The following is a 22,058-nucleotide window of genomic DNA, read 5'->3' as shown; positions in this document are numbered from 1 at the left end:
GCGCCGTGCCGGCGTCGTGCGCCATCGATCCTGAGGTGATCCGAGCCGGCCGGGCAGGACAGGCGATCTCGTCGAGATCGCCTGTCCTGTTTTGTCGCGTACCGTCCTGCCAGCGACCCTCGAGGGGCGCGCGCCGAGCGCCCCCTGCGATGAGCGGTCCTGCCGGACGCGAGCCTGCCAGGGATCGCCGGCGCCCTACGGCGAGAGCCGCACCATCAGGATGTCGGACCAGGTCGACCGCGCCGTGGCGCCGTCGAGGTCCACGCTGCCCTCCACGGTCCCGGCGAGCAGGACGTGGCCGCGGTCCACGAACGACACGACCCCCGCCGCGGACCGGCGCCCGCGGCTGCTCCCGGCGCCCGGGCCGAGCCGCTTGCTCCAGACGTGGCGCCCCCCGGCGTCGAACCGCGCCACGACGATGTCGCTGCCGCCGCCGTCGAGCGGCCCCCCGCCGAGGTGGGTCGGGCCATCGACGTCGCCCGCCAGGACGAGCCCGCCGTCCGCCTCGAGCGCGAGGCGCGGCGGCCGCTCCGCGGGGTAAGCCAGGCTGAAGCGGTGCTGTCGCGCGGGCCCGAGCTCGGCCACGAACGCCGACATCCCCTCCGAGAACAGCTCGCCGCCGCCCAGATCGAGGATCCCCGCGAAGGTCCCGCTCAGCGCGATCGCGCCGTCCGGCCCGATCTCGATGTCGCCGCCGCGCTGCTGGCGGCCGTCTCCGAAGGCCAGCGACGCGATGTGCTCGCCGCGCTCGTCGAGCTTGGCAAGGAACACGTCGCTCATCCCCCTGGACAGGAGCCGGGGCGCGCTGTCGCCGAGCTGGAGCTCGCCGTCGAAGGTCCCTGTCATGACCACATCCCCGCGCGGGTCCACCGCCACACCCGTCGGCTCCTGGTTCCCCGCGCCGCGGAACTCCCGCCTCCAGAGCAGCTCGCCCGACGTGTCGAGCTCGGCCACCGCCACGTCGGTCCCGCCGGGGTCCATCAGCGTCGACACCACGACGAACTCGCCCCGCGCCGAGGCCGCGATGTCCTGCGGGCTGCCGGGGAGCACCGCGCTCCACTGGGGCTCGCCCAAGGCGTTCAGCTTGATCACGAACCCCAGCGGCGCGTCGGCCGTGAGCCCCACGTCGTTCATCTTCCCCACGAGCTCGCCCGTGATCGCGACATTGCCCTCGGGATCCACCGCGAGCGCCTGCAGCGAGCCTCGCCCCTCGGTGACGAGCCGACGCATCCACGCCACGTTGCCGCCCGGATCGAGCCGCGCGACGAAGATGTCCTGCTCGGCGAAGGTTGGGATCTGCCCCGCGCCGAGATCGAGGGAGCCCGCGAACTCGCCGCCCAGGATCGCGGAGCCGCCGAGGCCCGCCGCGAGCGCGCGCGCCCGCTCCTGGCCCGCGCCGCCGAGGAGGGCGCCGAGCGGTCCGCCGGGGAGCACCGCGCCGCAGTCCCATCCGCCGTTGCAGTCCTCGTCGACCGGCGTCGTGCAGTCCTCGACCCGCGGCGTGACCTCGCCGGCGCAGGCGCCCCACCGGCTGTCGAGCCCGCACGTCCGCCGGCCGGCGCGGCACGCGCCGATGCCCACCGTGCCCGGCGGCCCTCCGTACGGGCACGGCTCGAAGGTTCCGGGGGCGCAGGCGCAGACGGCGCTGCCGCCGTCGGCCGCGGGATCCTCGGGCCGGCCGCCGTCGCCGTCCGCCTCGTCGATCGCGCCGTCGCAGTCGTCGTCGGCCGCGTTGCCGCAGCGCTCCGGCGCAGGCGTGACCTCGCCCTCGCAGGGGCCGTAGCCGTCGCCGGCGGCGTTGCACCGCATGAGGCCGGTCTGGCAGGCGCCGACCCCCTCGGTCGCCGGCGGCCCGCTGTAGCAGGCGATGGTCGAGAGCGGCGGGCAGCCCTCGTCCACGAGGATGCCGTCCTCGAGCCCGAGCAGCGCGTTGCAGCCGGCGCAGCCGAGCGCCACGAGGGTGAACCGCGGGCCGAACCCGGCCGAGCCGCGCGCGCCCACGTCAATAACTCCCGCCCACGACGAGGGAGAACCCGCCGGGGCCGGCGGCGGCCGCCGCCGTGGCGCGGCGCGAGGGCGGGCCGGCGGCGCTGGGCGGGGCCGTCCAGAGGAGCAGGCCGGCCGCGAGCAGCGCGGCGGTGCCGGTCGAGAAGGCGATCGTCGAGGCGGTGCCGGCCTCCTGCGCGTCCTCGCGCAGCGAGACCCCGACGGCGTCGCAGCGGCTCCGCGCGTCGCAGTGGCCGCTGTTCGAGGCGTCCCTGCGGGCGATCGCCTCGACGCCGAACACCGCGCCAAGGCCGAGCCCGACGAGGCCGGCGCCGCCGGTCACGAGCGCGATCACGCGCTGCGCGCGCCCTGCGCCGGCGCCGCCTCCGCGGTCGTCGAGCGGCAGGGCGGGAGGCGCCTGCGTCCTCTGGCCTTTCGGCGCGGCGGCGAGCGCGCGCGGGGGCGGCTCTTGCGCCAGGAGGAGGGGCACGTCGATGACGACGCCCGCGCCGTCGGGCGGGACGACGCGCTCGACCGACCAGCGCTTCCTGCCAGGCGCCTGCGCCTCGATCGTGTGCGTCCCCGGGTCGACCGGGAGCGCCTGGCCCCACTGGGAGGGCAGGAGCAGCACGCCGTTGCGTCGGATCTCGAGCCCCGGCGCGGCGCTCCCGGGGGGCACGGCGATCGCCATCCGCGAGAGCCGCGGCTCGAGCGCCGCCGCGAGCGCGGCCGCGCGCGCGGCGCGGGGGTCTCCCGCGCTCTTCGCGATGGCCGCGGTCTCGCTGAAGACGTTCCAGGCGCCCGCGGTCCTGCCTGTGCGCGCGAGGCACTCGCCGAGCCGCAGGAGGAGGTTGAGGGCGGTCGGATCGAGCGTCCGGCCCTGCTCGAGCATGGCGCACGCCTCGGCGATGCGGCCCGCCTCGAGCAGGCGCGTCGCGGCCTGATAGAGCGCGAGCACCTGCTCCTTGTGTCCGCCCGGCTGTCCCGGGTTGGGTCTGGGCTGCTCCAGGGGGGGCTGTCCCAGGTTGGGTTGTCCCGGGTTGGGGATGGCCTGTCCCGGGTTGAGCCGTCCCGGGTTGGGGATGGCCTGTCCCGGGTTGAGCCGTCCCGGGTTGGGGATGGCCTGTCCCGGGTTGGGCTGTGCCAGGTTGGGGCTCGTCTGTGCCGTGTCGGACTGCGCCGGACCGGGCTCGCCGGCCTGGCCGCCCGCAGGCGCGAGCCACAGCGACAGGGCCGCGAGGGCGGACGTGAGCCCGCGCGGGCGCGAGCAGCAGGGGATCTTCGGCAGGGCTCCTCGGGGCATGGCGATCACCACGGGCTGTCCGGCGCGCCCGGCGGCGTCGCCGCTTCAGCGCCGCTGCCGGGCGCTGTCACGAGGGACGGCGCGCCTGCCGCCGCGCCCCGGACGGGCGCCGGCGTATTCGCCGCCGTCCGCACCGCGGCGCCAGCGGCGGGCGCCGGTGAGGACCCGGACGCGTGCACCCCGCGCGCCGGCGCGCGCTGCGGACTCCCCGCGTTCGCCCGCGCGGGCGGCGCGGTCCTCGTGGACAGGACGGCGCCGGCCCCGCTGCGCGCGGCCGGGCGCGCGCCTCTGGCGTCGGCCTGGGGCGCTTCGCACGCGCTGGCTGCGCCGTCGTGCGGCGCACCTTCGGCCGCGTCATCGGGCCCCTGGAACGACCTGGATGCCACCGCGTTCCCCTTCGGCTCCGCGGCGAGCCCCTGCGGCACGCCCGCGAGGTGCTGCGCGCCGGCGCCGTCGGCCCAGGTCGACCCCGCCGCCCGCGGCCACCCGGGCGACAGGAGGATCGCGGCCAGCGTGGCGCTCGCGGAGACCGCGCCGGCCGTGGCCGCCAGCCAGGTTCGCCTGGGGCGGCGGCCCTCGCGCCTCGTCTCGGCCGGCCCGGAGGCCGTCGTGGGCGGCCGAACGGAGGCCGCGGCCGGCCGAGCGGACGCCGTGGGCGGCCGCGCGGCGGTCGTGGGCGGCCCGTCGTCCAGCCACGTGAACGTCGGCTGGGTACGGTGCACCCCCGTGGGCAGCGTCGCGTCGGGCGCTCCGCGCAGCGCGAACGGCGCGAGCGCGGCGGCGAGCTCGCGGGCCGAGGCCGGGCGGCGCGTCCGGTCCTTCTCGAGGCAGCGCATCACGATCTCCTCGAACCCCTCGGGCAGATCGGCGCACGCGCTCCGGAGCGGCCGGGGCGCCTTCTCCGACACGACCAGCACGAACTGCTCCAGCGTCTCCGCGCCGAACGGCAGCGTGCCGCTCACGAGCTGGTACAGCACGACCCCGAGCGCCCACAGATCCGCGCGCAGATCGATGTCCTTGGGCGTCAGCATCTGCTCCGGCGCCATGTAGCGGCGGGAGCCCATGACCGACCGCGCCGTCGTCATCTCGAGCCCGTCGTGCTCCGGCTTCGCGCTCATGAACTTCGCGACGCCGAAGTCGAGCACCTTGAGCAGCGGCGTGCCGTCGGTCCGGTACGTCAGGAACAGGTTCGCGGGCTTGAGGTCCCGGTGCACCATCCCGAGCGCGTGCGCCTCGGTCAGGGCAACGCAGGCCTGACGGACGTACTCCGCCGCCTCGTCGACCGGCAGCCGCCCGCGGCGCTCCAGGATCGAGCGGAGATCGTTGCCCGACAGGTGCTCCATCACGATGTACGGCACCGGCAGCGCGATCCCCGGCCTCGGGGCGAGCGCGCCCAGGTCGTAGATCCGCGGCACGTGCTCCGTCTTCATCCGGAACATCCCGCGCGCCTCGCGCTGGAACCGCCTCAGCAGCGCCGCGTTGCCGCAGTGCTCCGGCCGCATGAATTTGACGGCCACCAGCTCGCCCAGCGACAGGTGCCGCGCCGCGACGACGGCCCCCATCCCCCCGATGCCGAGAGGCCGCTCGACCCGGTAGCGGTCTGCGATGACCTCACCGCAGTGCACGGGCACCACTCCCTCTTCATCGCTCACCACGCGCCCCCCACTCCGTCGCTCTGAGCTTGCAGACCGGCGAGCCACGATTCCGGACCGGATGGTTCCTTGCAGGGCCGCGCTCGACGCGCTCGCCGCAGGTGTCTGGTAGATTCGATTCTCCGGAGAGGCGATACGTCGCGTCGTCTGTCGAATTTTCCGGCGCTCCTGTGGGCGCGTGGAGGTGTGCTTCATCTGCTGAGGGCGATCCGACGGCGCCTCCGCCCTGCACGCGTCGTCGCGCCGGAGGCCGTGATGGGTCGCGCGAAGGCCGCGTTGGATTGAAGTGTCCCGGTTCCTTTCTGCCGTCCTCTGCGATACAGACGTGCCGTGTCTGCCTCTCCCGCCCTGGTCTGCCGCGGCCTGGTCAAGCGTTATGGGGACGTCGTGGCCGTGAACGGGCTCGACCTCGAGGTGCGGCGCGGCGAGTGCTTCGGCCTGCTCGGCCCGAACGGCGCGGGCAAGACGACCACGGTGGAGATCCTCGAGGGGCTGACCCGCCCCGACGCCGGCGAGGTCGAGGTGCTGGGCGAGCGCTGGGTGGGGGACGGCATCGCGCTGCGCGCCCGGCTCGGCATCCAGCTCCAGGAGACGCGCTTCCCGGACAAGCTCCGGGTCGGCGAGGTGATCGCGCTGTTCCGCAGCTTCTACCCGCGCGGCATCGAGCCGGAGCAGGCGCTGCGCTGGGTGGCCTTGCAGGAAAAATCCAGCGCCTTCGTGCGCACGCTGTCGGGCGGGCAGAAGCAGCGGCTGTCGCTCGCGTGCGCGCTCGCGGGTGATCCGGAGGTGCTGTTCCTCGACGAGCCGAGCACGGGCCTCGACCCCTCGTCGCGCCGTCAGATTTGGGCCATCGTCGAGGATCTGAAGGCCCGCGGCCGCACGATCCTCCTGACCACGCACTACATGGAGGAGGCCGCGCGCCTCTGCGACCGCGTGGGGATCGTCGATCGCGGGCGGCTGCTCTCGCTCGGCACGCCGGCGGCGCTCGTCGCCTCGCTCGGCGCCGAGCACGTCGTGGAGGTCGAGGTGGACGCGGAGATCGCCGAGGAGGAGCTCACGGGGCTGCCGGGCGTGGAGGCCGTGCGCTCCGCGCAGGGGGCGCTCCGGCTGACGGTGCGCGACGTCGCGCGCGTGCTCCCGCCGCTGCTCGCGCTCTGCGCGGCGCGCGGGGCCGCGCCGAAGCGGCTCGCGACGCACCACGCGAGCCTGGAGGACGTGTTCATGGCGCTCGCCGGGCGGACGCTCGCGGACGACGAGGCCGCGTGATGGCCCGGTGGCTCCGCTCCCTGCGCGCCTCGTCGCTCGCGCTCCTCATCCGGGCGCGGGTCGCGGAGTTCCTGCGCGAGCCCGAGGCGCTCTTCTGGGTGTTCGTGTTCCCGATCGTGCTCTCGGCGGCGCTGGCCGTCGCGTTCAGGGACCAGCCCGCGGAGCCCGTGCGGGTGAGCGTCGAGGAGGGCGCCGGGGCCGAGCCGCGGCGCGCGGCGCTCGAGGCGTCGGGGCAGGTCGTCCCGCGGGTGGTCCCGCGCGCGCAGGCGCAGCAGGAGCTCCGGACGGGCAAGGTCGCGCTGGTCGTGCTCGCCACCGATCCGCCCACGTACTGGTTCGATCCGGCGCGGCCGGAGAGCCGCCTCGCTCGGCTCGAGGTCGACCAGGCGCTCCAGCGCGCCGCGGGGCGCGCCGACGCCTTCCGCCCGGCCGCGCTCGAGGTGACCGAGGCCGAGCGGGGCTCCCGCTACGTCGATTTCCTGGTGCCCGGGCTGCTCGGCATGAACGTGATGCTGACCGGGATCTGGGGGATCGGGGTCGCGATCGTGCAGCAGCGCATCGGCAAGCTCCTGAAGCTGTTCGTCGCGGCGCCCATGCCGCGGTGGCAGCTGCTCGCGTCGCACCTCGGCGCGCGGCTCGTGTTCCTGGCGCTCGAGGTCGTGGCCCTGCTCCTGTTCGCCGTCCTCGTGCTGGGCGTGCCGATCGCCGGCTCGCTCGCGGCGCTCGCGCTCGTCGCCGTGGTCGGCGCGCTGGCGTTCGCCGGGGTCGGCCTGCTCATCGCGGCGCGGCCGCGGACCCTCGAGGGCATCTCGGGCCTGGGCAACCTCGTCACGTTCCCGATGTGGATCTGCTCCGGCGTCTTCTTCTCGGCCGATCGCTTCCCCGACGCGATCCAGCCGTTCGTCCAGGCCTTGCCCCTCACCGCGCTGAACGACGCGCTCCGCGGCGTGATGCTCGAGGGGGCGCCGCTCGCCGTGATCGCGCCCGAGCTCGCGCTGCTCGCCGTCTGGGGCGTCGCGACCTTCGCGCTCGCCCTCAAGCTCTTCCGCTGGGAGTAGCCGCCGCGCCGCGGCCAGCGCGCCACCGAGCCGCGGCCACGGTGCGTGAGCTCACCGGCGCACGCTGTGCGCCAATCGATCCTCGCTCCGCGAGCATGTCAGTCAACCTGCGTCGAGGTGGCGGCGCAGTCCTCGTGAGGCACGCATGGTCCTACCATGTGTCCATATTTTCTGTTCCGGACATTGACCTTCCAAAGCGGCGCGGTCCTGTATTCGTGTACGATGACCGCATGAATGAACGGGGGGAGCGGAGCGGCCAACGCCCTCGCACGGCGCCGAGTCTGTCCTTCTGGGTCGCGGGGCCGCTGGCCGTCGCGCTGCTCGTGTTCGTGGGTCCGGGGCTGTGGATCGCGGCGTGGGCCATCGAGGGCGCGATCCTGAAGAACGAGCTGGGCGTCCTCGCGCGGACGCATGACGAGTGGACCCGCCGCATGAACGACCGCCTGATCCAGGCGGAGGCGAGCGTCGCGCGGTACGGCCGCATGCTCACCTCGGCGCTACATGAAGTCGAGGGAGAGACCCCGCAGAAGTTCGACGCCCTCGTCGGGCCGTCGCGGGACGGCGGCATGGTGTCGCGCAACGCGGGCTTCGAGCCCAGGCGAGACGCCATCGTCTGGCTGCCCGCTGGCTACCCGCTCGACGACCGGGAGAAGGTCTTTCTCCTGGAGCTGAAGCGCATGACCGAGCTGTACTCGGCGGGGGCGCCGGGGGAGCCCATCAACACGTGGCTCATCCCCAGGCGGAACGGGCTCGTGATGTACTGGCCCAGCCACACGAACTACATCGATCAGGTCGACACGACCGTCGATTTCGTCAACTCCGAGTGGACGACGCTCGTGCTCCCGGCGAACAACCCGGAAGGAAAGCCGCGCTGGACGCCGACGAGCTACGACCCGGGGGCGCGCGAGTGGATGGTGAGCGTCGTGGTGCCGTTCTTCCGCGACGGCGCGTTCGCGGGGAGCGCCGGGCACGATGTCACGGTCAACGCGGTGATGGACAGCTTCCGGGAGCTCTCGCTGTATCCGGGGACGGAGCACGCCCTCGTGAGGGGTGATGGGACGGTGCTCGTCTCGAGCGTGCACCAGGACAAGATCCACGGGAGCAAAGGCACGCTGACGGTCGAGTCCATCGGCGACGACGATCTCAGGCGCGCGTTCGAGGCGGCGAAGCGCGACGACGCCGCGGAGGCGCACGTGGTCGGCGGCACGGATCAGCGCGTGATCGTGGCGGCGCGCATCGCGGCGCCGGACTGGGTCCTGCTCACCGACGTCCCTCGCGCGGCGCTGCTCTCGTCGGTGAAGGGGCTGTACTGGGACTACTGGCTGATCGCGGCGTTCTCGATCCTGGCGCTCGTCGCGCTGCCCGTCCTCGTGATCATGCGCGTGACCTTGCCGTCGGTGCGGCAGCTCGTCACGGCGGCCGAGCGGATCCGGGGCGGTGACCTCGAGCAGCGCTTCGAGGCGTCAGGAACCCGGGAGTTCGTGCACATCGGCGACGCGCTGAACGGCATGGCCCAGCAGCTCCGCGAGACGTTCGCCGCCCTGGCGAAGACGAACGAGGAGCTCGAGCAGCGCGTCGAGCAGCGCACCGCCGAGCTCAAGGAGGCCACGGTCGCCGCGGACGCGGCCAACAGGGCGAAGAGCGACTTCCTCGCCAACATGAGCCACGAGCTGCGGACACCGCTCAACGGCATCCTCGGGTACGCCCAGATCCTGAAGCGCTCCAGGAGCCTGGGCGAGCAGGATCTGCGCGGCGTCGAGGTCATCGCCGAGTCCGGCTCTCATCTGTTGACCCTCATCAACGACGTCCTCGATCTGGCGAAGATCGAGTCGCGGACGATGGAGATTCACCCCAACGATTTCCATCTCCCGTCGTTCTTGAACGCGACGGCCGAGATCTGCCGGATCCGCGCGGAGCAGAAGGGGATCGCGTTCGTGTTCAAGCCCGGCCCCGCGCTGCCCGAGGGGGTGCGCGCCGACCAGCGGCGCCTGCGTCAGATCCTGCTCAATCTGCTCGGCAACGCCATCAAGTTCACCGAGAACGGCAGCGTCACCTTCACGGTCGCGGAGGCGCCCGGCGGGCCACGGGGCGCGCGCAAGGATCTCCCGGAGGACGGCGCGAGCCCCGAATCGCGGACCAAGACGCGCAGGATACGCTTCGAGATCGAGGACACGGGGACCGGCATCGGCGCCGAGCACCTGGACCAGATATTCCTGCCCTTCAAGCAGGTCGGAGACAAGAGTCGCCACCGCGAGGGCACCGGGCTCGGGCTGGCGATCAGCCAGCGCATCGTCACGCTGATGGGCAGCTCCATCCAGGTCAGGAGCGAGCTCGGCAAGGGCAGCGTCTTCTGGATGGACCTGACGCTCGCCGAGGCGCCCGACTGGACGGACACCGTGAGGCGCACGGCGCAGGGGCAGATCGTCGGCTACAAGGGCCCGCGACGGAGGCTCCTCGTGGTGGACGACAAGCCGGAGAACCGCGCCGTGGTCATCAGCATGCTCGCGACCCTCGGGTTCGAGCTGGCGGAGGCGAACGACGGCCAGGAGGGCCTCGACAGGACGGCGCGCGAGAGGTTCGATCTGATCATCACCGATCTCGCGATGCCCGTGCTCGACGGCTGGGAGATGATGCGCCGCATGCGAAGGGCGCCGGAGCTCGCAGGGACGGTGATCATCGCGTCCTCCGCCAGCGCGTTCATCACCGACCAGGACAAGAGCCTGGAAGCGGGCGCGGACGATTTCCTTGCCAAGCCGCTGCAGATGGATGAGCTGCTCGAGAAGCTCCAGCGACACCTCAAGCTGGAGTGGATCTACGAGCGGCAGGACGGCGCCAGCGAGGAGACGGAGCCGAGCCCCAGCTCGGGTGTGACAAGCACCCGCGATGTCGTCCTGCCCCCGGACGAGGACCTCAAGGCCTTGCGCGATCTCGCGCGCAAGGGGCTCGTCAATCACATCCAGAAATACGCGGACAAGCTCGAGCTGGGCGACCCTCGGCTCGCGCCCTTCGCCAAGCACCTGCGCGAGCTCTCCGAGGACTTCCGGCTGGAGTCGATAGAAGAGCTCGTCGGCGGGCGCATCGACGGTCGCGCCCGATGAGGGCGTCGGGTTGAGATTTGCTGTGAGCGCAGTCATCCTCGTGCAGCGTCGCTGGCGCGAACAGTGAGGCTGTCTGCTGGAGAGGGCAGTGTGACGAACGTGAGTGATACCGGGACGGTCCTGATCGTCGACGACGAGCCGCGAAACCTGAGGTTGCTCCGCGACAATCTCTCGGGCTGGGGGTTCGAGATCGCGGCCGCGACGAACGGCCTGCGAGCCATCCAGCTCGCGAAGGACGTGGCGCCGGATCTCATCTTGCTGGACGTGAAGATGGAAGGGATCGACGGCTTCGAGACGTGCCGGCGGCTCAAGACGGATCCGGCCACGAGCGACATCCCTGTCATCTTCATGACGGCGAGCACGGAGATGAGCGCGGACAAGGTGAAGGGGCTGAACCTCGGCGCCGTGGATTTCCTCCTCAAGCCGTTCCAGAGCGAGGAGCTGCTCGCGCGCGTCCGGGTGCAGACGAAGCTCAGGCAGCTGATGAAGAGCCTCGCGGCGCAGGTCGAGGAGCGCGTCGCCGCCGAGGCGGCGCTGCAGACGCTCACGCACGAGCTGGAGCGACGCGTGGCGGCGCGGACGGCCGAGCTCGAGCGGGCCCTTTCGGAGCTCACGCAGGCGCAAGCCGCCCTCCGCGGGTCGAACGAGCAGCTGGAGACCGAGGTCGCGCGCCAGACCGAGGAGCTCCGCAGGACGAACGAGCGGCTGACGCTGGAGCTCACCGAGCGCGAGCGCGCGGAGCTGGCGCGCGCGGCGCTGCAGGAGGAGATCATCCGGGCGCAGAAGGAGCGGCTGGCGGAGCTCTCCACGCCGCTCATTCCGATCACCGAGCGGATCATGGTCATGCCGCTGATCGGGACGATCGACGCCAGCCGGGCGCAGCAGGCGCTCGAAGCGGCGCTGAGCTGCGTGCACACGAACCGGACGGACGTCGTGATCATCGACGTCACGGGCGTGAGGCTCATCGACTCCGCGGTCGCGACCACGCTGATGGGCACGGCGGCGGCGCTCCGGCTGCTCGGCGCGACGACGGTGATCACCGGCCTGCGCCCCGAGCTGGCGCAAACGCTCGTCTCGCTCGAGATCGATCTCAGCACCGTGGTCACCCGGGGGACGCTCCGGAGCGGCATCGACTACGCGCTGCGACAGGTCCGCTGACATCGTCTTGCCAGCGCGCCCGCTGGGCCGCGCCGGTGAGGCGGGACACCGTGGCACGCGGAGAATCGATATCATGACAGTCACGCTGTGCGACCACGTAGCCCAGAACACAGCCAGCGCGTTGGCCATGGATGACGGAGAGATCGCTCGTCCGCTTTTTTGTTGTTAAACATATTTGTTTTACATAGCTTGAAAGCATGCTGCCATCATGCTGTCTGCGCCGTTTCCTGGCTGTCAGCGTAGGTGCTACGGCCATGTCCCTCGCCGCCGCTCTCCCCGCGGCGGCCGCCACGCCGTTCACGACATTCGAATCGGGCCAGGTCCGCCCCCTGGCCCTGTCGTCGAACGGCAAGCTGCTCTTCGCGGTGAACACGCCCGACAACCGGCTGGAGATCTTCCGCGTCGAAGCCCATCGTCTGCAGCTCAAGGCGTCTGTGCCCGTGGGGCTCGAGCCGGTCGCCGTGGCTGCCCGGGGCGACGATGAAGCCTGGGTGGTGAACCACCTGTCCGACAGCGTGAGCGTCGTCGATGTTCGAGACCCCGCCAAAGCGCGCGTCGTCCGCACGCTGCTCGTGGGGGACGAGCCGCGCGACATCGTGTTCGCCGGGCCGCAGCGCTCGCGGGCCTTCATCACCACGGCCCACCGCGGGCAGAACGCCCCCTTCGATCCGCAGCTCTTGACGCCCGGCGTGGGGCGCGCGGACGTCTGGGTGTTCGACGCGAGGCGGCCCGGGACGTCGCTCGGCGGCGCGCCGCTCTCCATCGTGACGCTCTTCAGCGACACGCCGCGCGCGCTCGCGGTGACGCCGGACGGCAAGCGGGTCTACGCCGCCGCCTTCCACTCGGGCAACCGCACGACCGTCATCGACGAGAGCCTCGTGCCGGACGGCGGCGAGGCCGCGGGCGGACTGCCCGGGCCCGACACCAACTTCGAGGGAGTCCCCCGGCCGGAGGTCGGGCTCATTCTCAAGTTCGACGGGGCCCACTGGGTCGACGAGCTGGGGCGCCCCTTCGACGACGCGGTGCGCCTCTCGCTGCCCGACAAGGACGTCTTCGTCATCGACGCGCTCGCCAACCCGCCGCGCCAGGTGGACGGGCCAGGCGGCTTCTTCACGGGCGTGGGGACCATCCTGTTCAACATGGTCGTGAACCCGGTGAACGGGAAGGTCTATGTGTCCAACACCGACGCCCGGAACGAAGAGCGCTTCGAGGGGCCGGGCATCTTCGCCGGCCACAGCGTGCGCGGCCACCTGCACGAGAGCAGGATCACCGTGCTCGGCCCGGGCGGCGTCGCCCCGAGGCACCTCAACAAGCACATCGATTACAGCAGCTGCTGCGCGCCGGTGCCGAACGTCGAGAGCGAGAAGAGCCTGGCGCAACCGACGCAGATGGCCGTCACGCGCAACGGCGCGACCCTGTATGTCGCGGCGCTCGGCTCGGACAAGATCGGCGTCTTCGACACAGCGAAGCTCGAGAACGACACGTTCGTGCCCAGCGCCGCGAGCCAGATCCGCGTCCCTGGAGGCGGGCCGACGGGCCTCGTCCTCGATGAAGACAGGCACCGGCTCTACGTGCTCGCGCGCTTCGACAACGCGATCTCGGTCATCGACACCCGGACCCGCCGCGAGGTCGCGCACGTGCCGATGCACAACCCGGAGCCTCCGAGCGTCGTCCGCGGGCGCCGCGTCCTCTACGACGCGTCGCGGAGCTCGAGCCACGGCGACTCGTCCTGCGCGAGCTGCCATATCTTCGGCGACTTCGACAGCCTCTCGTGGGACCTCGGGAACCCGGACGGCACCGCGCTGGAGAACCCGGGACCGTTCTGCACCGATCTCTTCGGCCAGGATACGAGCTTGCACCCGATGAAGGGGCCGATGACGACCCAGAGCCTGCGCGGCATGGCGAACCACGGGCCGATGCACTGGCGCGGCGACCGCACGGGCGGCCACGATGCGCCCACGTCCCAGCCGGACAGCGGGGTGTTCGACGAGCGGGCGGCGTTCAAGAAATTCAGCGCATCGTTCGTCGATCTGCTCGGGCGACACGAGGCGATCTCGGAGGAGGAGATGGACGATTTCACGGACTTCATCCTCCAGGTCACGTATCCACCCAACCCCATCCGCGCGCTCGACGACTCGCTCACGCCCGATCAGAGCGCGGGGCGCGACTTCTTCGGGGGGCCCGTGTCGAGCATCCTCGGCGCCTCGTGCATCGGGTGCCACGCCGTCGATCCCGACGCCAACCCCGACGACTTCGCGCCGGGCTTCTTCGGCAGCGACGGCGGATCGGCCAACGCCAACGAGACCCAGCTCTTCAAGGTCCCGCACCTGCGCAATCAGTACCAGAAGGTCGGGATGTTCGGCATGGCGGAGTCGTTCGTGTTCCCGTTCGGCGGCTCCAACGCGCACATGGGCGATCAGGTCCGCGGCTTTGGCTTCCTCCACGACGGCGCCGTCGATACGCTCGTCCGTTTCAACGCGTTCTCCGATTTCGTCCAGACGCCGGACAACCCCGGCGGCTTCCCCGTCGACCCCGAGGGGGAGCTCCTGAAGCGCCAGGTGGCGGAGTACATGCTGGCGCTGGAGTCGAACCTGAAGCCCATCGTGGGCCAGCAGATCACGCTCACGCCGTCGAACGCGGCGGTGGCCGGCCCGCGCGTCGATCTGCTCATGGCGCGCGCCGACGCCGGCGACTGCGATCTCGTGGTCAAGGGCTGGTCCCATGGGGACGAGCTGGGCTTTCTGTACACCGGCAATGGCCGTTTCGACGCCGACCGCGAGCGCTCGCCGCGGCGGTGGGACGGCGAGCTCCGCTGGCTGGCCACGAGAGGCGGGAGCGAGCTGACGTATACCTGCGTGCCGCTCGGGTCGGGCGAGCGCATCGGCGTCGACCGCGACGGCGATGGCTTTCTCGACGGTGACGAGCGGGACGCCGGAAGCGACCCGGCCGACCCGGAGAGCGTTCCGCGGCGGGGACCGCACGGGCCGCACCCGCGGCCGCACCCGCACCCGCATCACTGAGCGGAACGATCGCGCCTGCGCGCTCACCCGCCCATCGACGGGTGAGCTGCCGCGGACGGGTGCTTCCCTGACAGCAAGGCTTCCGCAGCGCTGGTGATCCGCTGCTGCCCTCGCAGCACGTCGCGGGGGCAGGGGAGGGGCGGCGCTTCGATCTCCGCCGCTGCGCCCGTGGCTCCGGCGCCGGGCACGGCCTTTGCGCTCTGGCGTGGTGAGCGCGCGGTGATCGCGTGCGGCGGTCGCGCGGCGATGTGCCCGCGCGCGCACGTGAAGGACCGAGACCGAGGACACCCCATGAGCGACAATCAGCGGAAGATCCGTTTGGGCGCCTTTTTGCCTGGCGCAGGCCACCACGTGGCGGCCTGGCGGCACCCGCAGGCGCAGGCGGACGGAGGCATCAACTTCGCGCATTACAAGCGCATTGCGCAGGCGGCGGAGCGGGCCAAGTTCGACGCCGTGTTCCTGGCGGACGGGCTCGCCTTGCAGAACCGGCCCGGAGCGCAGGGCCGCACCGCTTATGGGGCCAGCTTCGAGCCGGTCACCTTGTTCTCCGCGCTCGCGGTCGTCACCGAGCGCATCGGCTTCATCGCCACCGCGTCCACCACGTACGAGGAGCCTTACCTGCTGGCCCGCAAGTTCGCCTCGCTGGACCATATCAGCCAGGGGCGGGCAGGCTGGAACGTGGTCACCACCGGCGGGGGCGAGGCGGCGGGGAACTTTGGGCTCGACGCCCACCCCGACCACGCGCAGCGCTACGTCCGGGCGCGCGAGTTCGTCGATGTGGTCACCGGCCTCTGGGACAGCTGGGAGGACGACGCCTTCCTCCGCGACAAGGCGTCCGGGGCTTACTACGATCCGGCGAAGCTGCACAGGCTCGATCACAAGGGGAAGTTCTTCTCCGTTCGAGGGCCGCTCAACATCCCGCGCCCGCCCCAGGGACACCCGGTGATCGTGCAGGCGGGATCGTCGGAGGCGGGCAGGGAGCTCGCGGCCGAGACCGCCGAGGTGATCTTCACCGCGCAGCAGACGCTGGAGGACGCGCAGGCCTTCTACGCCGACGTCAAAGGCCGGATGGCCAAGTACGGGCGGCACCCCGACCAGCTGAAGATCATGCCGGGCGTGTTCCCCGTCGTCGCCAGGACGGAGTCGGAGGCCAGGGCGAAGTACCAGGAGCTGCAGGATCTCATCTTGCCGGAGGTCGGGCTGTCGCTGCTCTCGGGCCTGTCGGGCGGGGTCGATCTGTCCGCGTATCCGGTGGACGGGCCGCTCCCCGAGCTGCCCGAGACCAACAACAACAAGAGCCGGCAAGCGCTGATGTTCGACATCGCGCGCAAGCGCAACCTGTCCATCCGTGAGCTCTACCTCTGGGTGGCTGGAGCGCGCGGGCACTGGACGATCGTGGGCTCGGTGGAGCAGATCGCGGATCAGCTGGAGGCGTGGTTCACGCAGGGCGGCGCCGACGGGTTCAACGTGATGCCGCCGTGGCTCCCGGGCGGGCTGGACGACTTCATCGAGCTGGTGATCCCGGAGCTGCGGCGACGCGGGTTGTTCCGAACGGAGTACGAGGGCCGCACGCTGCGGGAGAACCTCGGTCTGGCGCGGCCGGCGAACCGCCACGCGGCCGGCGCGAAGCCGAGGGCCTCGGCGGCCTGAGGGCGCATTTTTCGTGCAAGGGGCGCCCTGCCGAGAGCCAGGGCCAGTCCCTCACTTCGCAGCCACGTAGCCAGCAGAAGGTGCGGCAAGCGCAACGAAGGCGGCGCGCTTGCAGGGCGCCTTCTTGTTGCGCATGGCGAAGCGGCGGAAACCCTCGAGCAGGTTGAACGTGCACTCGACGGCGAAGCGCTCCTTGTACCCGTGGCGGTCGTAGGGGAGCACGGGGATACGGCCAGAGTTGGGGGGATGACGACGACCGAGCCCACCGCCTCGATTTGGGTGCGGATGGAATTCGAGTCGTAGGTCTTATCGGCGATGAGGTATCCCGGCGCGGAACCCTCAATGAGCATGCGGGCTGGGGGTTGTGGCGTTGCCCCTCGGTGAGTTCGAACTCGAGGGGGCAAGCCCAGGGCGTCGACGAGCCGACGGATCTTGGTGGAGAAACCGCCTCGGGATCGACCCATGCCTTGCCGCAGCGGTCCCCCTTTAGCGCCGGCAGCGTGCAGCTGGGTGGGGGGGTGAAGGACCCTCTCGATGGAATGCGGTTGAGAACCCGGACGGCAGCCTCGCGTCGCGGCCTCGTGCGAACTGGGGACCGGCTTCCCTCGCCGGAGGCTTCCTCGGCGCCAGGCGAACCTTCCTCGACCGCGCTCGCCAGACGCGAAGATCGGCCTTACGCCACAGACCCCTGTAGTATCGTCCACATGCTGGCTGCTCAAGGGGCAGGGGGGCGACAGGCTGGCGGCGCTGTAGGCAGACCAGCGCCAGCAGAGCTGGACGGGGATGCCCTTCGGGGAACTCGGCATGGCCCGGGCGAACGAGTTCGGTCGGGCCATGCTTTGCGCGTTGGGCGGGTTGAGATGAACACGAAAGCTCTTACGATAGGCACTCCACGATGAAAACGCTCAAAGTTCTGCTGCTTGCGGCAAACCCCTCCGGCACGACCAAACTTGCCCTGGACGAGGAGGCCCGATCAATTGCTGAGAAGGTGCGTCTAGCGGAGTATCGCGATTCGATTGAGCTAGTGCCTGGCATGGCGACAAGGCCAGACGACTTGCTTCAACTTCTGAACGTTCACCGACCGCACATCGTTCACTTCAGCGGTCATGGTGGCTCCGGAGGGATCTGCCACGTCGCAGGATCATGGGGCCACCCCGTCGCAGGGTCATGGGGCCAGGGGGGAGACGCCGTGATCGGTCTCGACCATGCCCGAGACCGCGAAGCGTGTCGAGGTCCCCGGAGCCGGGCGCGCAGCGACCGGCGACGTCTCTCTTTTCGCAGGGTCATGGGGCCACCCAGGCCCCCGGCAGATCCCGGCAGGGTCCGCGACGCTCAGGAGCAGGCAGGTTCACCCCGCCCCCAGCGACACCCGCGCTCCCGTCGACGAGGGTGGGCGAGGCACGCCGATCGGAGCGAGGGGTCAGAGGCGCGGCCCCGGGCTCGACGTCCTCGCCGAGGCCGCAGCGGTCATCGCCGCCTGCCGCGTGGGTGGGTTGGCGGCTTGCTGCGCGCGGGCACCGGCGCGGCCGTGGTGCTCTCGTCGAGCTTCGGCTTGAGCCGCGGTCTGTACGACTCGCCGTCGATGATGAAGTCGAACGCCGCGTTCTTGAACCGATCGACGGCGCTCTGCGCGAGCAGTACGTCGTCGAACATCGCGAGCCACTCGGCCGTGTCGCGATTGCTCGTGACGATCATCGAAGCGTTGCCTGTACGTTCGAGGAAGAGCTGGTACACGTCGCGGCTCTCTTCCTTGTTCATCGCCTCGAGCGCGAAGTCGTCGAGGATGAGCAGGTCGACGGTCGTGAGCGCGACCATCTCGGCGTCGCGTGAGTTGTCGAGTCTGCTCTGGCGCAGCCTGCGCAGCATCGCGTCCGCGCGCAAGAAGCGTACGCTGTAGCCGTGCTGGCACGCGAGGTGTCCGAGCGCGTTCGCGAGGTAGGTCTTGCCCACGCCGACAGAGCCGAGGATGACGATGTGCTTGTGCTCTTCGAGGAAGCGTAGGCTCGTGAACCCGCCGAGCAGACGCTTGTCGAAGCTGACCTTCGCGGTCTTGTCCCAGAGCTCCAGGCGCATGGCCGGGTCGAGCCCGGCGTCGCGTACGCGGCTCTCCGTCGCGCTGGCCTCGCGACGCGCGATCTCGTCGGTGAGCAGCATGAGCAACAGCTCCTCGTGTCCCATCGACTGCTTCTCGGCGACCAGGAGACGCTCGCGCAGCGTCGCCGCGATCCGGCCGAGACGAAGGCGCTTGAGCGCCGTGATGAGCGCAGGGTCGACTTCGCTCGCGCTCATCACGAGTCCTCCTTGGTCGCGGCAGCCGCCGGCATGCGCGTCGCGAAGTGCTCCGTGCTGCGCGCGAACCGCGGCGTGGGCAGCGCAACGACCGTGCGCTGACCCGTGGACGGTGACGCCGGCGTCTTCGCCGTCTCGAGCATGCGCGCCACGCGCTGCACGTCGACGACATCAAACGCGAGCGCGCTCTGGCAGATCGCCTCGACACGCCCGTTACCGAACTTCTTGCACAGACGCAGCAGCGCGTAGACCAGCCGCATGCGCGTCCAGGGCAATGGCACCGCGAGCAGTCGCTCAGCGTAGACGCCGACGTGCACTCCGCACTTCTTCGCGCTCGCGATGAGCGAGGCGACGTCGCGCACCGCCGCGACGTCCTTGCCCATGGGGTAGTCGCTCGGATCGGTGGAACGCTTGCCCGGCGCGACGCGCGCGTGCACTTTCACGAGCTCCGTGCCGGCGTAGATCCTCACCGACGCGCTGTCGGCGCGGACGCGCACCGTGCTGCCGACGTGGCGGGTGGGCACGCTGTAGAGCGACCGGAGCACCTGCACGTGATGATCGGGGTGGACCTTCGCGTCGGTCCAGTGCGGCACGTCGAACGGCGCTGCCGGCGCCGGCTTCATGGCGCTCCTCTCGCGCGCCTCGAACACCTCGCGCGGTACCTCGCGCGTCGTGCCGTGGACGCGCGCGCCGGCGACGTCGCGGCACCACCGCTCAGCCGACGCGCGCGCGTCGTCGAGGCTCGTGAACGATTCGCCGTCGAACCAGCTCTCCCGCACGTAGGCGACCTGATTCTCGACACGTGCCTTGTCTCTCGGCGACCTGACACGCGCGGCATCCACGAACAGCCCGCGCGTCTGAGCGTAGTCGAGGAAGGCCGGCGCGAGCACGGGGGCGACCTCGTCGGCGCGCAGCACGATGGCTTTCATGTTGTCCGGAATGATCACGCGCGCCATCGCATCGAAGAAGCGCCACGCCGCATCCAGGCCCGCGCACACCGCCACGGTGGTCTGCTCGAACGACGGCCACACGAACTGGTAGCGGCTGTACGCGAGCGTCACCACGAGCACCCACAGGTTGCGAACTCGCTGCGTCGCAGGATCGAACAGCCTGCCCATGAGGCCGAAGTCGACCTGCGCGACCTCGCCGGGCTCGGTATCCGCGACACGAACCGTCGGCGTCTTCTTGCGCCACGCGAGCTCCTCCTTGGCGAAGCGCCAGAGCGTGTCGTAGCTCGCCGTGACGCCGTGGTCGCGCTGGAGCAGCGTGTGGATTTTCCGCAGCTTCAGCGGGCGAGATTGAGCGAGCCAGGCCTCGATACGCACGCGATGCGCGTCGATCTGCTTCCTCTCGTCGCTCGCGTCGGGCACCGGGCGCGCCTGCACGCGTTGGGCGATCGCATGGACCTCCTCGTCCGTCGGCTCGCGGTCGAGCGGCAGTGGCAGCGTCGCCGCGGCCTCGAAGTACCTGCCGACCGTCTTGCGATCGAACCCCGTCTCGCGCGCCACCTGACGCGCGCTCTGCCCCGCCGCACGACGGCGGAGCATTTCCTTGATGTCAACCATGATCAGCTCTCGGTAGGGCATCGGGCTCCTTCCGACGGCGACCCGCGCCGTCGTCGGAAGGAGCCCGTCTCAGATCCCGACCGCGGCGTCCCGAGCTGGCCCCATGAGGCTGCGAAAAACCTCGAAAGCTGGCCCCATGACCCTGCGAAAAACTGGGTCACGCCCCCGCGCGGGTGGCCCCATCCTCCTGCGATTGGGGTGGCCCCATGACCCTGCGAAAAACGCCGTCAGGTGGCCCCATGACCCTGCGAACTGGCAGGATCTTCTTGGTCGGTGACAGCGGTCAAGCCCAGTTGGTGTCTACTGCAGCTCTGAGGGCGCTCTTTCAAGCGCTCAAAGGTAATGTCCGTGTTGTGCTTCTGAGCTCATGCTATTCGGAGGCTCAGGCGAAGGCCATTACGGACTGTATTGATGTGTGTATCGGCATGAGTAGCTCGGTTGATGACAGGACTGCGATCGCCTTTGCTGCATCATTCTACCGAGGACTGGCATTTGGTGAGTCCATTGACAATGCATTTGATCAGGGTCGCGTTGCCATCATGTTGGCTGGTCTTCCTGAGCCAGATGCGCCCAAGCTCGCCACCAAATCCGGTGTAATTCCGAGTAGCATTGTTCTGGTCCAAGCCCCTGTCGCCTCCAAGTCTCACACCAGTTCGATCCCACATAGCGTACCGGCAGCGTCGCTTGCTCAAGAGATTCCGCGCGCTCCCGAGAGGCCGCGCCACAACGATTCGGGGTCTGAGGCCGGCGAAGCGCCAGGATCCACGGCGGTTGACGATGAGAACTGGCGCTACGAGGTTGTTCCATCGGCCGCACTCCGTCTCTATCGGCTGAGCTGGCAGCTCGAAGTGTGGCTTCGCACGCTTGTGTACGTCGAATTGCGTGCGGCAAGACTAGAATGGGGCGAGTTGCTGAAGCCACATGTTCAGGAGTGGCCACCCCAACCACAAGCGGGCGAGGCCGGCGTTTCTCACGTGGCCGCATCAGATCTCTGGGCGCTCTCTTCTCTCTCTTTTCACGACCTAGCCAGAGTCATCCTGGGCCCGAGCAATTGGCCTCTCTTTTCGCCATACTTCCCACCAAGGCGAAACACCGAGGTGAAGATGGAGGAGATTGGAACCGTCCGGGATCGTGTAGTGCAGTTCCGCGAACCGCAGGCACAGGATGAATCCCGCCTGAAGCTATTTCTCCAGGAATGGGATCCTGGACTCCAGCGCTTCTGTTCAAGGTACACAACGGGCAAGGTTCCACGAGGTCCGATAGACGATCCTGTGACAGAGTACCTATCAGCGAAGTGGAGCCGAGTGGGCTACGGAATCGAGCTCAATCGGCCAGATCTCGATTGGCTCTATGCGCCGCCGCCATACCGGGGAAGACCAATGTTTCATGCGAGCCTGAGGCTCCTGACGCACGAGAGGTACACCGCCGGTTCAGCGGTAGGCGTTATCTATCGTTTGATCTGTCATCCGATGAGCGCCGGAAGGATGAATCTGGCTGACTTTCTTGACAGTACGCGTGCGTTGCACAAGCATATCATTCACATTGTGGTCTCGCCAGTGGATGACGAAGTCGCGGTCACGGTGCCCGCGGTGCATGGCGTCGAAGGAACTGGAGACATCCTGGGCGCCTTTCTCAACGCGGCCAGAGATTGCAGCAGATCGCACGTCGTTTCCAAGCTCACCAGTAAGCTCGATTGGCCGCAGTACGTCGTGTGGCCGAGTGACTTCTTGGCGCCTTTTGTTGGCGGCTACTCAGGCCCCGTCTTCGACTACGAATGAGTCGGAAATCGCCCAGCCAGAGATCGGATCTGGTGGTCGGCCTTTGTTCGCCTGAAGCTCAATTCGCACTAGGTGGAACCGCGTTGAAGAAGTGACTGGGCTATCGAATGATGTTGAGCAGACGCAGTGCCGGGAGAGTGCGTGAGCGAATAGAATTTGGGGGGATTCGGAGAGTGTGACCCCTCGTACTATGCAGGCGCGCGCTGGGACCCCGATAATCCGTGAACCCGCCTCA

At 70.0% G+C, this 22,058-nt stretch carries 13 protein-coding genes; 7 read left to right on the top strand and 6 right to left on the bottom strand.

Going from position 1 to position 22,058, the window contains the following annotated elements; genetic code table 11:
- Window positions 1-195 precede the first annotated feature (195 nt).
- Genes WMF22_RS30420 through WMF22_RS30410 form a run of 3 tightly spaced genes read right to left on the bottom strand, consistent with a single transcriptional unit; the run spans window position 196 to window position 4,944 of the window.
- Window positions 196-2,001: a hypothetical protein gene (locus WMF22_RS30420; RefSeq protein ID WP_438032058.1), complete on the bottom strand. Its 1,806-nt coding sequence runs from the start codon at window positions 1,999-2,001 to the stop codon at window positions 196-198.
- Window position 2,002: 1 nt separating this feature from the next.
- Window positions 2,003-3,289: a tetratricopeptide repeat protein gene (locus WMF22_RS30415; RefSeq protein WP_438032057.1), complete on the bottom strand. Its 1,287-nt coding sequence runs from the start codon at window positions 3,287-3,289 to the stop codon at window positions 2,003-2,005.
- 5 nt (window positions 3,290-3,294) lie between these two features.
- The gene (locus WMF22_RS30410; protein WP_438032056.1) at window positions 3,295-4,944 is read right to left on the bottom strand and encodes a protein kinase domain-containing protein; all 1,650 of its coding nucleotides are present in this window, start codon (window positions 4,942-4,944) and stop codon (window positions 3,295-3,297) included.
- Between the two features lie 327 nt (window positions 4,945-5,271).
- On the opposite strand from WMF22_RS30410, the gene WMF22_RS30405 reads away from it, so the two are divergent.
- From WMF22_RS30405 to WMF22_RS30380, 6 genes are all read left to right on the top strand, one after another.
- Complete coding sequence (locus WMF22_RS30405; protein WP_438032055.1) at window positions 5,272-6,207, top strand: ATP-binding cassette domain-containing protein; 936 nt, start codon at window positions 5,272-5,274, stop codon at window positions 6,205-6,207.
- Window positions 6,207-7,265 carry an ABC transporter permease gene (locus WMF22_RS30400; RefSeq protein ID WP_437293513.1) on the top strand — a complete coding sequence of 353 codons (1,059 nt, stop codon included), beginning with the start codon at window positions 6,207-6,209 and terminating at the stop codon, window positions 7,263-7,265. The genes WMF22_RS30405 and WMF22_RS30400 overlap by 1 nt, the downstream gene beginning before the upstream one ends.
- A 230-nt stretch (window positions 7,266-7,495) precedes the next feature.
- A complete protein-coding gene (locus tag WMF22_RS30395) occupies window positions 7,496-10,363 on the top strand; it encodes an ATP-binding protein (protein ID WP_438032054.1) in 2,868 nt (955 codons plus the stop codon).
- Between the two features lie 90 nt (window positions 10,364-10,453).
- Entirely contained in the window at window positions 10,454-11,521 is a 1,068-nt protein-coding gene (locus WMF22_RS30390) for a response regulator (protein ID WP_438032053.1), read from the top strand.
- 254 nt (window positions 11,522-11,775) lie between these two features.
- Window positions 11,776-14,541, top strand: a complete 2,766-nt coding sequence (locus WMF22_RS30385) for a beta-propeller fold lactonase family protein (protein WP_438032052.1) — start codon at window positions 11,776-11,778, stop codon at window positions 14,539-14,541.
- A gap of 291 nt (window positions 14,542-14,832) precedes the next feature.
- On the top strand, window positions 14,833-16,191 hold the full coding sequence (locus WMF22_RS30380) for an LLM class flavin-dependent oxidoreductase (RefSeq protein WP_438032051.1): 1,359 nt from the start codon (window positions 14,833-14,835) through the stop codon (window positions 16,189-16,191).
- Between the two features lie 51 nt (window positions 16,192-16,242).
- On the opposite strand, the gene WMF22_RS30375 is transcribed toward WMF22_RS30380, so the two are convergent.
- The 3 genes from WMF22_RS30375 to istA form a co-directional block, all read right to left on the bottom strand.
- The gene (locus WMF22_RS30375; RefSeq protein ID WP_437293508.1) at window positions 16,243-16,413 is read right to left on the bottom strand and encodes a hypothetical protein; all 171 of its coding nucleotides are present in this window, start codon (window positions 16,411-16,413) and stop codon (window positions 16,243-16,245) included.
- 1,245 nt (window positions 16,414-17,658) lie between these two features.
- On the bottom strand, window positions 17,659-18,480 hold the full coding sequence (locus tag WMF22_RS30370; RefSeq protein ID WP_437296943.1) for an ATP-binding protein: 822 nt from the start codon (window positions 18,478-18,480) through the stop codon (window positions 17,659-17,661).
- Window positions 18,480-20,066, bottom strand: a complete 1,587-nt coding sequence (gene istA / locus WMF22_RS30365) for an IS21 family transposase (protein ID WP_438032050.1) — start codon at window positions 20,064-20,066, stop codon at window positions 18,480-18,482. The genes WMF22_RS30370 and istA overlap by 1 nt, the downstream gene beginning before the upstream one ends.
- A gap of 218 nt (window positions 20,067-20,284) precedes the next feature.
- On the opposite strand from istA, the gene WMF22_RS30360 reads away from it, so the two are divergent.
- A complete protein-coding gene (locus WMF22_RS30360) occupies window positions 20,285-21,823 on the top strand; it encodes a hypothetical protein (RefSeq protein ID WP_438032049.1) in 1,539 nt (512 codons plus the stop codon).
- Window positions 21,824-22,058: the final 235 nt, after the last annotated feature.

Source organism: Sorangium sp. So ce204, assembly GCF_051526795.1.
Classification (GTDB): domain Bacteria; phylum Myxococcota_A; class Polyangia; order Polyangiales; family Polyangiaceae; genus Sorangium; species Sorangium cellulosum_B.
Note: the sequence above shows the minus strand (reverse complement) of the source record. Positions and strands in the feature narration are given on the sequence as shown.

What these genes read in the sequence shown, in the direction of transcription:
- WMF22_RS30415 (WP_438032057.1), bottom strand. Translation starts at nt 3,289, where the DNA reads ATGCCCCGAGGAGCCCTGCCGAAGATCCCCTGCTGCTCGCGCCCGCGC.
- WMF22_RS30400 (WP_437293513.1), top strand. Translation starts at nt 6,207, where the DNA reads ATGGCCCGGTGGCTCCGCTCCCTGCGCGCCTCGTCGCTCGCGCTCCTC.
- WMF22_RS30395 (WP_438032054.1), top strand. Translation starts at nt 7,496, where the DNA reads ATGAATGAACGGGGGGAGCGGAGCGGCCAACGCCCTCGCACGGCGCCG.
- WMF22_RS30385 (WP_438032052.1), top strand. Translation starts at nt 11,776, where the DNA reads ATGTCCCTCGCCGCCGCTCTCCCCGCGGCGGCCGCCACGCCGTTCACG.
- WMF22_RS30380 (WP_438032051.1), top strand. Translation starts at nt 14,833, where the DNA reads ATGAGCGACAATCAGCGGAAGATCCGTTTGGGCGCCTTTTTGCCTGGC.
- WMF22_RS30370 (WP_437296943.1), bottom strand. Translation starts at nt 18,480, where the DNA reads ATGAGCGCGAGCGAAGTCGACCCTGCGCTCATCACGGCGCTCAAGCGC.
- istA (WP_438032050.1), bottom strand. Translation starts at nt 20,066, where the DNA reads ATGCCCTACCGAGAGCTGATCATGGTTGACATCAAGGAAATGCTCCGC.
- WMF22_RS30360 (WP_438032049.1), top strand. Translation starts at nt 20,285, where the DNA reads ATGACCCTGCGAACTGGCAGGATCTTCTTGGTCGGTGACAGCGGTCAA.